The organism is Variovorax atrisoli (genome assembly GCF_014195185.1).
Lineage (GTDB): Bacteria > Pseudomonadota > Gammaproteobacteria > Burkholderiales > Burkholderiaceae_C > Variovorax > Variovorax atrisoli.
Genome location: NZ_JACIBG010000005.1, coordinates 200444 through 215466 on the forward strand (window position 1 = coordinate 200444; position 15023 = coordinate 215466).

Below are 15023 nucleotides of genomic sequence, written 5' to 3' on the forward strand. Positions count from 1 at the left end.
ACGAGGGCGGGTGAGCTTAGCAGGGCCGGCCGGGCGGCCTCAGCGCCATTCTTTCAGAGCCATTTGTCCAGCGGATTGCCGTCGTTGGGCGCGCGCGGCCGCAGACAAGGCAGGAACTGGCCGGAACCGGGCTCGGCCTGGAACACGCCGTCCTGCCACACGATGCGCCCGCGCGAGACGGTCATGCCGGGCCAGGCGCGCAGCCGCATGCCTTCGTAGGGCGTGTAGTCGGCATCGTGGTGGAGCATGTCGTTGGACAGCAGCTTCTCCTGCCCTTCGGGGAACATGTCCCACACCAAGAAGTCGGCGTCGCTGCCCACGGCGATGGTGCCCTTGCGCGGGTACAGGCCGTACAGGCGCGCCGGGTTGGTGGCGGTGAGCTCGACGAAGCGGTGGATGTCGATGCGCCCCTTGAGCACGCCTTCGCTCATGAGCAGCGGCAGGCGGGTCTCCACGCCGGGAATGCCGTTGGGGATGCGGTCGAAGGAAGCGTTGTCGCCGGCCACGCGCTTGCCGTCGCTGCCGTTCATGTTGAAGGGGGCGTGATCGGACGAGACGATGGTGAAGAGTCCGCTGGACAGGCCGTTCCAGATGAACTGCTGGTTCGCCTTGTCGCGCGGCGGCGGGCTGCAGATGCAGCGCGCGCCGTGCATCGGGTCGTCGGGGTCGATGCCCAGGTCCTCGGCGCTCAGGAACAGGTACTGCGGGCAGGTCTCGGCGTGGATCGGCAGCCCGCGCCCGCGCGCCCAGTGGATCTGCTCGACGGCCTCGCGGCCCGAGACGTGCACGATCAGGATCGGCGTGTCGACCAGTTCCGCCAGCGCGATGGCGCGGTGCGTGGCCTCGCGCTCCACCGCCATCGGCCGCGAGCTGGAGTGGTAGCGCGGCGCGGTGAGGCCCGCGTCGAGCAGCTGCTCGGTGAGCCAGGCGATGCAGTCGCTGTTCTCGGCGTGGATCATCGTCATCGCACCGTGGCGGCGCGCGGTGGCGAGCACCTCGATGATCTGGCGGTCGTCCAGCTTCAGGTCGTCGTAGGTCATGTAGATCTTGAAGGAGGTGTAGCCCTTCTCGATCAAGGCGGGCAGCTCGCGCTGCGTCACGTCGCGCGTGGCGTCGGCCACGATGAGGTGGAAGGCGTAGTCGATCACCGCCTTGCCCTCGGCGCGGCGGTGGTAGTCGTCCACGGCCTCCTGCACGCTGCGGCCCTTCTGCTGCGCGGCGAAGGGCAGCACTGTGGTGGTGCCGCCGCATGCGGCCGAGCGCGTGCCGGAGAGGAAGTCGTCGGCGAAGCGCGAGCCGTCGCTGGTGGGCTGGTCGAAGTGGCAGTGGCCGTCGACGCCGCCGGGCGTGACCAGCCGGCCTCGCGCGTCGATCTCGCGCGCGGCGCTCGCGTCGAGCCCCTGCGCGATGGCGCAGATGCGCCCGTCGCGCACGCCGATGTCGGCGGTGTAGCGGTCGCCGGCGGTGGCGATGTCCGCGTTGCGCAGGATCAGGTCGTAGGTGCTCATGGGCTTTCGTTCCTTCCGCTTTCTTTCAGGTTCTTCCTAGCGTTGCTCGAGCGCGGGTTCCGCAGGCACCACCGGCGCCGCGGAGGCATTGCCGTAGGCGCGGCCGTAGTGGCGCTCGATGCGTCGCTGGATGAAGTCCCAGGCGGTGGTCATGAGCAGGTAGTAGATGGCCGCGACGATGAAGAGCTCCAGCACCATGAACTTCTCCTGGATCAGCACCTGCGTGCGGCGCAGCAGCTCCTCCATCGAGATCACCGAGGTGATGGAGGTGGTCTTGAGCAGTCCGTTGATGCTGTTGCCCAGCGTGGGCACGATCAGGCGCATGGCCTGCGGCAGCACGATGTAGCGCATGGTCTGCGCGCTGCTGAAGCCCACGGCGCGCGCGGCGTTGGTCTGCCCCGCGGGAATCGACTGGATGCCGCCGCGCACGATCTCGGCGAGGTAGGCCGCCTCGTTGAGGATGAGGCCCAGCAGCGCCGACTCGATCACCGAGAGCTTCAGCCCCAGCTGGGGCAGCCCCGTGAAGATGATGATGAGCTGCACCAGGAGCGGCGTGCCGCGGAACACCCAGATGTAGAAGTGCGCCGGCGCCGCCAGCCACCGGTGGCTGGACAGCCGTGCCAGTGCCAGCGCGCAGCCCACCACCAGCCCGCCCGCGATCGCCGCGAGCGTGAGCCACAGCGTGGTCACCGCGCCGCTGAGGATGTACGGATTGAACAGGTAGTCGAAGAAGCCCGACCAGCTCCAGCCTTGTCCCATGGAAGTTTCCTTGGCTTGCTTGCTCTATGGCGATGCGGACGGCGGCGCGCCCTCAGCTCGCCGGGCCCTTGACCGTCACGGCGCCGTCGGCGGCCTTGACGCCGTACTGGTCGAACAGCTTCTGGAAGCTGCCGTCGGCCTTCATGTCGTTCATGACCTTGGCCATCGCGGCGGCCAGCTCCTTGTTGCGCGCGGCCAGCGCGACCGGCGTGGGGAACAGGCCGTTGAGCACGCGCTCGAAGTCGCCGCGCTTCTGGTATTCGGCGCCGGTCGAGTCGATGGACAGCGCCACCTCGACCTGGCCCGCGCGCAGCGCCTGGAAGGCCATCGCGAAGTTCTCGAAGGTGCGGATGGTCATGCCCTTCATGCCCTTGTCGGTGAGCTGCTTGTCGAGCTCGCGCGCCTTGCGCTCCTCGAAGCCGCCGATCTCCACGCCGATGCTCTTGCCCGAGAGGTCGTCGGGCTTGGCGATCTTCAGCGGGTTGCCCTTGGCGGCGCTGATGCTGATGGCCTGGTCTTCGTAGACGAGCATCTGCATCAGCTTGGCGCGCTCCTCGGTGAAGAAGATGCCGGTGTTGATGACGTCCCAGCGGCCTGCCTGCAGGCCGGGGATCATGGCCGAGAACTCGATGCGCACGTATTCGGGCGTGAGGCACAGGCGCTTGGCGATCTGCTCGCCCAGCTCCACGCGCATGCCCTTGAGCGCGCCGGTCTGGTCGACGAACTGCATCGGCGGCAGCGTCGGGTTGACCGACATGGTCAGCGTGCCCTTCTTGACGAGCGCCGAATCGGGCACGGGCGACTTGCAGGCCTGCTGCGCGTTCGCGGCGCCAGCGAAGGAGATGAGGAGTGCCGTTGCCGACGCGAGAGCGGGAAGCAGTTTCATGGTGTGGTCCTTGAGGAAGGGATCGAGGCGACGAGGTGGGAAGTCAGGGAGAGATGGAAACGAGTTGCCGGCTGCCTCAGGCGCGGATCGAGTCCAGCAGTTCGAGGCGCGCGAGCTCGCGGCGCAGATCGGCGGCATCGGCATCGGGCAGCGGCAGGCGCGGGGCGCGGGGCTTGCCGACCGGCAGGCCCATCATCGACAGGCCGTCCTTGGAGGCCGCGACGTAGCGGTGGCCGCCGACCCAGCGCACGATCGGCAGCATCTTCTTGTAGAGCGCGAGCGCGGCGGGCATGTCGCGCTCGTCGGCCACCAGCTCGAACAGGCGCGCCGACATCTTCGGGATGAGGTTGGAGCACACGGCCACCCAGCCCTGCGCGCCGAGCCAGAACGACTCGTAGCCCAGGATGCCGGCGAACACCGTCATGCGGTCGCCGCACAGCTCGATGATGTCGCGCACGCGGGTGACCTCGAGCGTCGACTCCTTGATGTACTTGCAGTTGTCGATGCGCGAGAGGCGCGCCACCAGCTCGGGCTTGAGGTCGACGTTGGCGGTGGCCGGGTTGTTGTAGACCATGATCGGAATGCCGATCGCCTCGCCCACCTTGCGGTAGTGCTCGAACAGCTCGTCGTCGGTGGGCGTGCTGTAGAAGGGCGGAATGATCATGACGCCGTCGGCGCCCATGCTCTCGGCCTCGCGGCTCAGCCGCACGCATTCGTCGGTCCACTCCGCGCCGGTGCCGATCAGCACCGGCACGCGTTTTGCAGCGGTGCTCACGCAGGTTTCGATCACCAGCTGGCGTTCGTCGGGCGTCAGCGAGAGGAACTCACCGGTGCTTCCCAGGGGGATCAGCCCGTGGATGCCTTCCTCGATTTGCCAATCGACCAGCTTCTTCAGCGCAGGCACGTCCACGTGCTTGCCGTCGGCGGTCATGGGGGTGATGAGCACCGTATAGGTGCCGCGGAACGCTGTCATGGGCAGTCCTTGGAAAGAATTCGGGCAGTTCGGTATATGTATACGTTGAGTATACGTATACAATTCGGCGCGTCAATCGTAAGTTGACGTTCTTCCTTCGCACTGCCCATGAGCGCCAGACTGACCCACCCTTCCATCACCCCGGCCGGGCGCCCCGTGCGCTTCTGGTACGACGGGCAGCCCGTCGAGGGCCTGGAGGGCGAGACCATCGCCGCGGCGCTGGCGGCCGGCGGCATCAAGGCGATGCGCCATACCCGCGGCGGCGAGCGCCGGGGTCTCTATTGCGGCATGGGCGCGTGCTTCGACTGCCTCGTCACCGTCGACGGCCAGGCCAGCCAGCGCGCCTGCCTCACGAAAGTGGCGGACGGCCAGCAGGTGCGTTCGACCCAGCCCGCAGGCACGCCCGACGACCCGCTGCAGCCGCTCACTCCCCAGGCCGGCGCCGAACCCGATCGCCGGCAGGTCGACGTGCTCGTCATCGGCGCGGGCCCGGCCGGCCTTTCGGCCGCGCTCGCCGCGCGCCGGGCGGGTGCCGACGTGCTCGTGCTCGACGAGCGTCCGCAGTCCGGCGGCCAGTTCTACAAGCCGCTCGCGCCCTCGCATGCGGCGCCCTCCCCCGCGGACCGCCAGTTCGCGCAGGGCCTCGCGCTGGAAAGCGAAGTCCGCGCCGCCGGCGTCGCCATCGCCCAGGGCGCGCAGGTCTGGGCGGCCTTCTCTGCACACGAAGTCGCCGCACTCATCGACGGGCGAGCCTGCGTGATCGGCTGCCGGCAGCTCGTGATCGCACCCGGCGCGTACGAGCGGCCGGTGCCCTTTCCCGGCTGGACCCTCCCCGGCGTGATGACCACCGGCGCCGGCCAGACGCTCGCACGCGCCTACCGCGTAGCGCCCGGACGCCGCGTGGTGATCGCCGGCAACGGGCCGCTGAACCTGCAGCTCGCCGCGGAGCTTCTCGCGGGCGGCGCCGATGTCGTCGCCGTGCTGGAGTCGGCCCCGCGCCCTTCGCCGCGGCAATGGCGCCACTTGCTGAGCGCGGCGCGCACCGCTCCCGACCTGCTGCTCGACGGCTGGCGTTACCTGCGCAAGCTGCGCGCCCACAAGGTGCCCGTGCTGTGGGAACACGCCGTCGTTTCCGCGGAAGGCCCGACCGGATTGAGCGCGGTGCAGGTCGCCCGGATCGACGCCCAGGGCCACGCCGTGCCCTCCACGCTGCGCCGCCTCGAAGCCGACACCCTCTGCCTCGGCTACGGCTTCATCCCCTCCACCGAACTCGCGCGCATGCTGGGCTGCGAGCACCGCCTCGCGCCCCGCCATCTCGGCTACCTGGCAACCGTCACGCAGGAAGACGGCGCCACCAGCCTGCCCGGCGTGTATGTCGTGGGCGATGGCGCCGATCTGGGCGGCTCCCGCGTCGCGCTCGCGCGCGGCACGCTGGCGGGTGCCGCAGTCGCGCGCAACCTCGGCCTGAAGGCCCCCGAGCCGGACGAGGCCGTTGAAAAGCTGCATCGCGCCGAATGCTTCCAGCAGGCGCTGTGGTCGATCTACGCGCCGCCGCCCGTCACCCTCACGGCGGTGCCCGACGAAACCCTGCTGTGCCGCTGCGAGGAAATCACCTTCGGCTCGGTGCGCGAGCAGATCCGCGCCGGCAGCGACACGCTGGCCGCGCTCAAGCGCAACACCCGTCTGGGCATGGGCCGTTGCCAGGCGCGCTACTGCGGTGTCACCGCCGGCCGGCTGCTGGCCGAGATGACCGGCAGGCCGCCGCAGGTCGAGCAGTACTTCGCACCGCGTCCGCCCGCCAAGCCGGTGCCGGCCGGCGCGCTCGGCTTCGAGAAACCCGAGTGGGGCGGCCACAAGCCCGCCATCACGCCCAATCTCGCGCGTCCGGTGGAGCAGCCACCCTTCGAGGGCACGCTGCGCACCGACGTGCTCGTGATCGGCGCCGGCGTGCTCGGCTCCTGCCTCGGCTACTACCTGTCGAAGGCCGGCCAGGACGTGACGGTGGTCGACCGCGACGACATCAACCTGCAGGCCTCGGGCGCCAATGCCGGCAGCCTGCACGTGCAGCTGCTGTCCTTCGACTTCGGCGCCAAGGCGCAGGAAGGCGGCGGGCCGGCCGCGGCCACGCTGCCGCTCGGGCCGATGTCGGTGCACCTGTGGCAGGAGATCGAGGCCGACTGCGGCGAAGACCTCGAGATCAAGATCACCGGCGGCCTCATGGTGGCCGACAGCGAGGCCGGCATGCGTTTTCTAGAAGCCAAGGCCGCGCTGGAGCGCAGCCACGGCATCGACGCGCAGGTGATCGACGGCGCCGAACTGCGCCGCCTCTCGCCTGCCCTGTCCGACGAGCTGCTGGGCGCGGAACTCTGCCCCATGGAAGGCAAGATCAACCCGCTGCGCGCCACCTACGCCGTCGCCCGGCGCGCGCAGCAGCATGGCGCGCGCATGCTGCGCGGCTGCGACGTGCAGTCCATCGAGGCGCTGCCGGGCGAAGGCGCCGGCTTCATGGTGCGCACCTCTCGCGGCGCCATCCACGCGGGGCGCGTCGTGAACGCGAGCGGCGCCTGGTCGAGCGCCGTCGGCCGCATGCTGGGCGTGAACATCCCCGTCAAGGGCGCACCGCTGCAGATGATCGTGACCGAGCCCGCGCCGCCGCTGGTCAACCACCTGGTCGCGCATGCCGACCGGCACCTGAGCCTGAAGCAGGCGGCCAGCGGCGGCCTGATCATCGGCGGCGGCTGGACCGCCGCCTTCAACGAAGGCATGCGCCTCAACCGCGCCGAGCGCGAGAGCATCGAAGGCAACCTCTGGGTGGCGGGTCATGTGCTGCCGGCCGTGCGCGGGCTGCACATGGTGCGCTGCTGGGCCGGCATGAACGTGAACATCGACGGCGCGCCCATCCTCGGCGAAGTGCCCGGCCGCCCCGGCTTCTACAACGCCGTGACCTCCAACGGCTACACGCTTGCCCCCGTCACCGCGCGGCTGGTCACCGACCTCATCGTGCGCGGCCGAGCCGACATCGACATCAGCCCCTTCCTCATCGACCGCTTCCTCTGACCGCCATGACCGAAAACGCCTCCCCGCGCGACACGCTGCGCGACTACATCGACGCGCACTTCGACGAGCAGGTCCGCGCGCTCACCGAACTCGTGCGCTGCCCCTCGGACAACCCGCCGGGCGACTGCGCCCCGCACGCCGAACTCACCGCCCGGCTGCTCGAAGCCATGGGCTTCACTGTCGAGCGCCACGAAGTGCCTGCCGAATTCGCGGCCGCGCACGGCATGCGCAGCGTGACCAACCTGATCGTGCGCGAACGATTCGGCGACGGCCCGGTGGTGGCGCTCAATGCGCACGGCGACGTGGTGCCGCCCGGCGCGGGCTGGAGCGTCGACCCCTACGGCGGCGAGGTACGCGACGGCTGGCTCTACGGGCGCGGCGCCGCCGTGTCGAAGTCGGACTTCACCACCTACGCCTTCGCGATGCGCGCGCTCAAGCACCTTGCGGCCTCGGGCACGCCCCTGGCCGGCAGCGTCGAGCTGCACCTGACCTACGACGAGGAAACCGGCGGCATGACGGGCCCCGACTGGATCCTCTCCAAGGGCCTGAGCAAGCCCGACTTCGTGCTCTCCGCCGCGTTCTCGCACCACGTCGTGGTGGCGCACAACGGCTGCCTGCATCTCGAGGTCGTCGTGCGCGGCACCTCGGCGCATGCCGCACGGCCCGACACCGGCCACGACGCGATCGAGGCCGCGGCCACCCTGCTGCCCGCGCTCTACCGCTACCGCGACAGCCTCGCCGACCGCCCGTCGCTCACGCCGGGCATCACCCACCCCACGATGGTCGTGGGCCTGATCGACGGCGGCATCAACACCAACGTGGTGTCCGACGTGCTGACCCTGCGCATCGACAGGCGCATCGTTCCCGAGGAATCGCCCGAGGCCGTCGAGGCCGAACTGCGCGAGGTGATCGAGTCGGCCTGCCGTCCGCTGCCCGGCATCTCGGTCGAGATCCGCCAGATACTGCTGGCCCGTCCCTTCGCACCCGCGCCCGGCGCAGACGAGTTCGCGGCGCTCGTGTGCCGCGAGGCCAGCGAAGTCATGGGCAAGCCGGTCACACCGATCGGCGTGCCGCTGTACACCGACGCGCGCCTCTACAGCGAGGCCGGCATTCCCACCGTCATGTACGGCGCCGGCCCCGAGTCGCTGCTCGAAGCCAACGGCCACCGCGCCGACGAGCGCGTGCCGCTGGACGAGTTGCGCAAGGCCACGCGCGTGGTCGCCAACACGCTGCACCGGCTGCTGTCGCGCTGAACCTCATCTCACCGGGACACGACATGATCGAAATCAGCCACGTCGACAAGAGCTACGGCACCTTCCAGGTGCTGACAGACTGCACCACCCAGGTCCGCAAGGGCGAGGTCGTGGTGGTCTGCGGGCCCTCGGGCTCGGGCAAGTCCACCCTCATCAAGTGCGTCAACGCGCTCGAGCCCTTCCAGCGCGGCCGCATCACCGTCGACGGCGTGTCGGTGGGCGAGCCGAAGACCGATCTCAACAAGCTGCGCGCCCGCGTGGGCATGGTGTTCCAGCACTTCGAGCTGTTTCCGCACCTCTCGATCGAGGACAACCTGTCGATCGCGCAGGTCAAGGTGCTCAAGCGCCCGGCTTCGGAGGCACGCGCCGCGTCGATGGCTCTGCTGCAGCGCGTGGGCATGCGCGCCCACGCGCACAAGTTTCCGAGCCAGCTCTCCGGAGGCCAGCAGCAGCGCGTGGCCATCGCCCGCGCGTTGGCGATGAACCCGGTCGCCATGCTGTTCGACGAGCCCACCTCCGCGCTCGACCCCGAGATGGTCAACGAGGTGCTCGACGTGATGGTCGAACTCGCCCGCGAAGGCATGACCATGATGTGCGTCACCCACGAGATGGGCTTCGCCCGCAAGGTCGCGAACCGCGTGATCTTCATGGACCGCGGCCGCATCGTCGAAGACTGCGCGAAGGAGGAGTTCTTCGGCAACCCCGCGGGGCGGTCGGATCGGGCGCGGCAGTTTCTTTCGAAGATCCTGCAGCACTGAGGCTGGGCGCTCCGGTGGAGCGCGGCCCCAGGGCAGGGAGAAGAATCACACGTCGATATTCGCCGCCCGCAGCGCGTTCTGCTCGATGAACTCCCGGCGGGGCTCAACTTCGTCGCCCATCAGCATCGTGAACACGCGGTCGGCCTCGATCGCGTCGTCGATCTGCACCTTCAGGAGGCGGCGCACGTTCGGGTCCATGGTGGTTTCCCACAGCTGCTCGGGGTTCATCTCGCCCAGGCCTTTGTAGCGCTGGCGCGAGGTGGCGCGTTCGGCTTCGCCGATGAGCCACTTCATGGCCTGGCGGAAGTCGTCGACCTTTTCTTCCTTGGTGCGGTCGCCCTCGCCGCGCTTGACCACCGCGCCTTCGGGGCTCAGCAGGCCGCGGAAGGTGTTGGCGGCCTCGGCGAGCGCGGCGTAGTCGGCGCCGTGCACGAAGTCCTGGGTGAGCACGCTGCTCTTGATGTTGCCGTGGTGGCGGCGGCTGATGCGCAGCAGCGGCTTGTCGGTGCGGGCGTCGAACTCGCTGCTCACCTCGGCCGGCACGCCGGTCGTGTTGAGCTCGCGCAGCTTGGCCTGCAGCGCGACGGCCGAGGCCTCGGCGGCGGGCGTGGTGTCGAGGTCGAGTGCCACGCCGTCGGCGATGGCGCGCAGCGCTTCGGCGTCCATGAAGTTGCGCAGGCGCGCGATGACGGCTTCGGCCACCTGGTGCTTGCGCGCCAGTTCGGCCAGGGTGTCGCCGCTGAGCGTGGTCGAGCTGGCGCCGCCGGTCTCGATGCGCGCGTCCTTCAGCGCCACCTTCAGCAGGAAGGCGTCGAGCGCGGGGCCGTCCTTCAGGTACTGCTCTTCCTTGCCGACCTTGACCTTGTACAGCGGCGGCTGCGCGATGTAGATGTGGCCGCGCTCGACCAGCTCCGGCATCTGCCGGTAGAAGAAGGTCAGCAGCAGGGTGCGGATGTGGGCGCCGTCGACGTCGGCGTCGGTCATGATGATGATGCGGTGGTAGCGCAGCTTGGCGACGTTGAAGTCGTCGGCGCCGCCGCCCGGCGTGCTCGCGCCGGCGCGGCCGATGCCGGTGCCCAGGGCGGTGATCATCGTCAGGATTTCGTTGCTGGTCAGCAGCTTCTCGTAGCGTGCCTTCTCGACGTTCAGGATCTTGCCGCGCAGCGGCAGGATGGCCTGGAACTTCCGGTCGCGGCCCTGCTTGGCGGAGCCGCCGGCGGAGTCGCCCTCCACCAGGTAGACCTCGCACAGCGCCGGATCCTTCTCCTGGCAGTCGGCCAGCTTGCCTGGCAGGCCCATGCCGTCGAGCACGCCCTTGCGGCGCGTCATTTCGCGGGCCTTGCGTGCGGCTTCGCGGGCCTTGGCGGCCTCGATGATCTTGCCGCAGATGATCTTGGCGTCGTTCGGGCGTTCCTGCAGGTAGTCGGTCAGCAGGCGGCCGACGATGTCTTCCACAGGCGCGCGCACTTCGCTGGACACCAGCTTGTCCTTGGTCTGGCTGGAGAACTTGGGCTCGGGCACCTTCACGCTCAGCACGCAGCAAAGGCCTTCACGCATGTCGTCACCAGTGACTTCGACCTTGGCCTTCTTGGCCAGCTCGTTCTCCTCGATGTACTTGTTGATGACGCGCGTCATCGCCGCGCGAAGACCCGTGAGGTGGGTGCCGCCGTCGCGCTGCGGGATGTTGTTGGTGAAGCACAGCACCTGCTCGTTGTAGCCGCTGTTCCACTGCATCGCCACTTCGACGCCGATGTGCGTGCCGGGAATGCCGCCGTAGGTGTCGGCCGGGCGCTCGCCCTCGGCGTAGAACGAGTTCGGGTGCAGGACGGTCTTGCCCTTGTTGATGAACTCGACGAAGCCGCGCACGCCGCCGGCGCCGGAGAAGTCGTCTTCCTTGCCGGTGCGCTCGTCCTTCAGGCGGATGCGCACGCCGTTGTTCAGGAAGCTCAGTTCGCGCAGGCGCTTGCTGAGGATCTCGTAGTGGAAGTCCGAGTTCTCCTTGAAGATCTCGGTGTCGGGCAGGAAGTGCACCTCGGTGCCGCGCTTGTCGGTGTCGCCGATGATCTTCATGGGCGAGACCTCGACGCCGTTCACCGTCTCCAGCAGGCGGTTCTGCACGAAGCCGCGGCTGAATTCGAGTTCGTGGATCTTGCCCTCGCGGCGCACCACCAGGCGCAGCATGGTGCTCAGCGCGTTCACGCAGCTCACGCCCACGCCGTGCAGGCCGCCCGAGACCTTGTAGCTGTTCTGGTTGAACTTGCCGCCCGCGTGCAGCTCCGTGAGCGCGATCTCGGCGGCCGAGCGCTTGGGCTCGTGCTTGTCGTCCATCTTCACGCCGGTGGGAATGCCGCGGCCGTTGTCGGTGACGGAGATCGAGTTGTCGGTGTGGATGGTCACGACGATGTCGTCGCAGTGGCCGGCCAGCGCTTCGTCGATGGAGTTGTCGACCACCTCGAAGACGAGGTGGTGCAGCCCAGTGCCGTCGGAGGTGTCGCCGATGTACATGCCGGGGCGCTTGCGCACGGCCTCAAGCCCTTCGAGGATCGTGATCGAGCCTTCGCCATAGCTGGTGTCGGCGGCCACGGTTTCGATCTCGGGGATGTAGACGGGCTCGGTGTGCGGCACGTCGGGCTTGTTTTCTTCAGCACTCATTCGGATATTCCTCTGTCTCTCACGCGTTTCGCGTGATTTTTCGGGCTCTCAAAAGCTCAATTCGCCGCCTCTTGAAAGCGCAAACCCGCGGAGGGCCGCGGGTCGTGTGCGCAAGGCGCTGTGGTCTGTGTCTTTTAGATCCGCATCGGCATCACGACGTACTTGAAGGATGCGTTCTCGGGGATGGTCAGCAGCGCCGAACTGTTGGAGTCGGCAAGGTCGATCTTGACCATGTCCTGGTCCATGTTCGACAGCGCGTCGATCAGGTAGGTCACGTTGAAGCCGATCTCGATCGTGTCGCCGCCGTAGTCGATGTCGAGCTCGTCCTGGGCCTCTTCCTGCTCGGCGTTGTTCGACGCGATGCGCAGCGTGCCCGGCTCGATGTTCAGGCGAACGCCCTTGAACTTCTCGCTGGTCAGGATGGCGGTGCGCTGAAGGCTGGCCAGCAAAGGCGCGCGGCCCAGCGTGACGGTGTTCTTGTGGTTCTTCGGGATGACGCGGTTGTAGTCGGGGAACTTGCCCTCGACCAGCTTGGTGACGAACTCCATGCCGCCGAAGCTGAACTTGGCCTGGTTGTTCGCGAACTGCATCTCGATGGCGCCTTCGGCGTCGGACAGCAGGCGCTGCATCTCGAGCACGGTCTTGCGCGGCAGGATCACTTCCTGGCGCGGCACTTCGACGTCGAGCGTGGCGGAAGAGAAGGCAAGGCGGTGGCCGTCGGTGGCGACCAGGCTCAGCTGCTTGCCCTCGGCCACGAACAGGATGCCGTTGAGGTAGTAGCGGATGTCGTGCACGGCCATCGCGAACGAGACCTGCGAGAGCAGGTCCTTCAGCGTCTTCTGCGGCACGCTGAAGACGGGACCGAAGTTGGCGGCCTCCTGCACCAGCGGGAAGTCCTCGGCGGGCAGCGACTGCAGCGTGAAGCGGCTCTTGCCGCCCTTGAGCACCAGCTTGCTCGCGCTCGACTCGAGGCTCACGGTCTGGTCGGCCGGCATGGTGCGCAGGATGTCGATCAGCTTGCGCGCGCCGATGGTGGTGGTGAAGTTGCCGTCGTCGCCGCCCAGCTCGGCGGTGGTGCGGATCTGGATCTCGAGGTCGCTGGTGGTCAGCTGCAGCTGGCCGCCGGTCTTGCGGATCAGCACGTTCGCCAGGATCGGCAAGGTGTGACGCCGCTCCACGATGCCCGCCACCGACTGCAGCGCGGCGACGACCTTGTCCTGGGTTGCCTTCAAAACGATCATGTCTTCTTCCTCTTCCTATCTCTTTGAATCAGCTTGCAGGGCGCCATTCTCCGCTGTCGCGGGGAGCTTCCTGGACGACATTCGATTTCTTTCCGGTCAGCCCTTGAGGGTCTGCTCGAGCACGTGAAGCTGCTGGTTGAGCTCGGTGAGCTGCTGGCGCTCGCCCGAGATCTTGCGCACCGCGTGCAGCACCGTCGTGTGATCGCGCCCGCCGAACAGCTCGCCGATTTCCGGCAGGCTCTTCTGCGTGAGCTCCTTGGCCAGGTACATCGCGATCTGCCGCGGCCGCGCGATGCTGGCCGGGCGTTTCTTGCTGTACATGTCGGCGACCTTGATCTTGTAATAGTCGGCCACCGTCTTCTGGATATTCTCGACGGAGATCTGCCGGTTCTGGATCGACAGCAGGTCGCGCAGCGCCTCGCGCGCCAGGGCGATCGAGATCTCCTTCTGGTTGAAGCGCGAGTAGGCGAGGATCTTGCGCAGCGCGCCTTCGAGCTCGCGCACGTTGGAGCGCACGTTCTTGGCGACGAAGAAGGCCACTTCTTCCGGCATCTCGGCCGATTCGGCGCGTGCCTTGTTGATCAGGATGGCCACGCGCATCTCCAGCTCGGGCGGCTCGATGGCGACGGTGAGACCGGAGTCGAAACGCGAGACCAGGCGCTCGTGGATGTCGGCCAGGCCCTTCGGATAGGTGTCGCTGGTCATCACGATGTGCGACTTCTTGGCCAGCAGGGCCTCGAACGCATTGAAGAATTCTTCCTGCGTCCGGTCCTTGTTGGCGAAGAACTGCACATCGTCGATCAGCAGCAGGTCGAGCGAGTGGTAGCGCTCCTTGAACTCATCGAAGGTCTTGCGCTGATAGGCTTTGACCACATCCGAGACGAACTGCTCGGCGTGGATGTAGAGAACTTTGGAGTCCGGCTTGTCGGCCAGCAGCCGGTTGCCCACAGCATGCATCAGGTGGGTCTTGCCCAGGCCGACGCCGCCGTAGATGAAAAGAGGGTTGTACAGATGGCCCGGCATGCCGGCCACGTGCATTGCCGCGGCGCGCGCCATGCGGTTGGCCGTGCCCTCGACCAGGGTGTCGAAGGTGAGGCCGGAATTCAGGCGGTTCTTGAAGCCGGCGGCGGCCGGCTCCTCGCCCGGGCCGGCCACGTCGCGCGGCACGTCCGTTTCGGTCATGACGGCCACGGGCGCAGAACGCACGGGCACTTCACGAGGAGCAAGCGCTAACTCGATGGCGACCGGCTGGCCGTACATCTTCTCCGCCATGGCGGCGATCTTGCCGGCGTACTGGGCGCGGATCCAGTCGAGCTTGAACCGGTTGGCGACGAACACGGTCATGCGCGACAGGTCGTCGGCGACCTGTGCGGTCAGGGGCTTGATCCAGGTGTTGAACTGCTGCTCGGACAGCTCCTGCGCGAGCTGGTCGACGCAGGCCTGCCAGAGGCTTTCGCCGATGCCGTCAGTCGACATGGGCGTAGGGAAAAGTGAAGGGACCCTCGGGCATTTTTTGGTATAGGTATTGTGGATATTCTCTGCTGGAAGGCGCCTGACATTCTAACTTGTCAAAACCTTATCCACACGCCGCCGAGTGTGTCGAAAGGCCCGCAAATCTGCTCGAAGATTGTTCAGGGCCCCAATGTTTGCGATAATTGCGGGTTTCCCTGAAAACCTCTTTGCGTCTTTCGGGGGTCATCCGAAACACGCTCGCCCGGCGCCCCGCAGGTACTTCAGGCTTTCGCACGCGAAAGCGCGAAGGGCCAGCGCGAACAGGGAAAAAGGAAATCACCATGAAACGCACCTACCAAGCATCCAAAGTCCGCCGCGCCCGTACCCACGGCTTCCTGGTCCGCATGAAGACCCGCGGCGGCCGTGCCGTCATCAACGCACGCCGCGCCAAGGGCCGCAAGCGCCTGGCCGTCTGACGGCAGCC

The 15023-nt window shown here is 67.7% G+C and carries 11 protein-coding genes; 4 read left to right on the plus strand and 7 right to left on the minus strand.

What is annotated here, in order from left to right; translation table 11 throughout:
* Nucleotides 1-53: 53 nt before the first annotated feature.
* From hydA to FHY06_RS18780, 4 genes are all read right to left on the minus strand, one after another.
* Nucleotides 54-1508, minus strand: coding sequence for a dihydropyrimidinase (hydA, locus tag FHY06_RS18765; protein WP_184606009.1), 1455 nt, complete (start codon nt 1506-1508; stop codon nt 54-56).
* A 36-nt stretch (nt 1509-1544) separates the two neighbouring features.
* Nucleotides 1545-2267 carry an amino acid ABC transporter permease gene (locus tag FHY06_RS18770; protein ID WP_126183586.1) on the minus strand — a complete coding sequence of 241 codons (723 nt, stop codon included), beginning with the start codon at nt 2265-2267 and terminating at the stop codon, nt 1545-1547.
* Between the two features lie 52 nt (nt 2268-2319).
* Nucleotides 2320-3153, minus strand: a complete 834-nt coding sequence (locus FHY06_RS18775) for an ABC transporter substrate-binding protein (protein ID WP_019653659.1) — start codon at nt 3151-3153, stop codon at nt 2320-2322.
* 76 nt (nt 3154-3229) lie between these two features.
* The gene (locus tag FHY06_RS18780; protein ID WP_019653660.1) at nt 3230-4126 is read right to left on the minus strand and encodes a dihydrodipicolinate synthase family protein; all 897 of its coding nucleotides are present in this window, start codon (nt 4124-4126) and stop codon (nt 3230-3232) included.
* Between the two features lie 108 nt (nt 4127-4234).
* Between FHY06_RS18780 and FHY06_RS18785 the strand changes: the two genes are divergently transcribed.
* From FHY06_RS18785 to FHY06_RS18795, 3 genes are read left to right on the plus strand one after another with little or no spacing between them, the layout of a single operon-like run.
* Nucleotides 4235-7183: an FAD-dependent oxidoreductase gene (locus FHY06_RS18785; protein WP_184606010.1), complete on the plus strand. Its 2949-nt coding sequence runs from the start codon at nt 4235-4237 to the stop codon at nt 7181-7183.
* A gap of 5 nt (nt 7184-7188) precedes the next feature.
* Nucleotides 7189-8436 carry a M20/M25/M40 family metallo-hydrolase gene (locus FHY06_RS18790; protein ID WP_184606011.1) on the plus strand — a complete coding sequence of 416 codons (1248 nt, stop codon included), beginning with the start codon at nt 7189-7191 and terminating at the stop codon, nt 8434-8436.
* Between the two features lie 23 nt (nt 8437-8459).
* On the plus strand, nt 8460-9194 hold the full coding sequence (locus FHY06_RS18795; protein ID WP_184606012.1) for an amino acid ABC transporter ATP-binding protein: 735 nt from the start codon (nt 8460-8462) through the stop codon (nt 9192-9194).
* Nucleotides 9195-9239: 45 nt separating this feature from the next.
* On the opposite strand, the gene gyrB is transcribed toward FHY06_RS18795, so the two are convergent.
* The 3 genes from gyrB to dnaA form a co-directional block, all read right to left on the minus strand.
* Nucleotides 9240-11846 carry a DNA topoisomerase (ATP-hydrolyzing) subunit B gene (gene gyrB / locus FHY06_RS18800; protein ID WP_019653664.1) on the minus strand — a complete coding sequence of 869 codons (2607 nt, stop codon included), beginning with the start codon at nt 11844-11846 and terminating at the stop codon, nt 9240-9242.
* 134 nt (nt 11847-11980) lie between these two features.
* Nucleotides 11981-13087 (minus strand): DNA polymerase III subunit beta, encoded by a 1107-nt coding sequence (dnaN, locus tag FHY06_RS18805; protein WP_184606013.1) that lies wholly within the window; start codon nt 13085-13087, stop codon nt 11981-11983.
* Between the two features lie 96 nt (nt 13088-13183).
* A complete protein-coding gene (gene dnaA, locus FHY06_RS18810; protein ID WP_019653666.1) occupies nt 13184-14563 on the minus strand; it encodes a chromosomal replication initiator protein DnaA in 1380 nt (459 codons plus the stop codon).
* Between the two features lie 317 nt (nt 14564-14880).
* Between dnaA and rpmH the strand changes: the two genes are divergently transcribed.
* Nucleotides 14881-15015: a 50S ribosomal protein L34 gene (gene rpmH, locus FHY06_RS18815; protein ID WP_007834827.1), complete on the plus strand. Its 135-nt coding sequence runs from the start codon at nt 14881-14883 to the stop codon at nt 15013-15015.
* Nucleotides 15016-15023 lie beyond the last annotated feature (8 nt).

Excerpts from the sequence above, each read along its gene's own strand:
- dnaN (WP_184606013.1), bottom strand. The coding sequence starts at position 13,087 with ATGATCGTTTTGAAGGCAACCCAGGACAAGGTCGTCGCCGCGCTGCAG.
- gyrB (WP_019653664.1), bottom strand. The coding sequence starts at position 11,846 with ATGAGTGCTGAAGAAAACAAGCCCGACGTGCCGCACACCGAGCCCGTC.
- FHY06_RS18795 (WP_184606012.1), top strand. The coding sequence starts at position 8,460 with ATGATCGAAATCAGCCACGTCGACAAGAGCTACGGCACCTTCCAGGTG.
- hydA (WP_184606009.1), bottom strand. The coding sequence starts at position 1,508 with ATGAGCACCTACGACCTGATCCTGCGCAACGCGGACATCGCCACCGCC.
- rpmH (WP_007834827.1), top strand. The coding sequence starts at position 14,881 with ATGAAACGCACCTACCAAGCATCCAAAGTCCGCCGCGCCCGTACCCAC.
- FHY06_RS18775 (WP_019653659.1), bottom strand. The coding sequence starts at position 3,153 with ATGAAACTGCTTCCCGCTCTCGCGTCGGCAACGGCACTCCTCATCTCC.
- FHY06_RS18770 (WP_126183586.1), bottom strand. The coding sequence starts at position 2,267 with ATGGGACAAGGCTGGAGCTGGTCGGGCTTCTTCGACTACCTGTTCAAT.
- FHY06_RS18790 (WP_184606011.1), top strand. The coding sequence starts at position 7,189 with ATGACCGAAAACGCCTCCCCGCGCGACACGCTGCGCGACTACATCGAC.
- FHY06_RS18785 (WP_184606010.1), top strand. The coding sequence starts at position 4,235 with ATGAGCGCCAGACTGACCCACCCTTCCATCACCCCGGCCGGGCGCCCC.
- dnaA (WP_019653666.1), bottom strand. The coding sequence starts at position 14,563 with ATGTCGACTGACGGCATCGGCGAAAGCCTCTGGCAGGCCTGCGTCGAC.
- FHY06_RS18780 (WP_019653660.1), bottom strand. The coding sequence starts at position 4,126 with ATGACAGCGTTCCGCGGCACCTATACGGTGCTCATCACCCCCATGACC.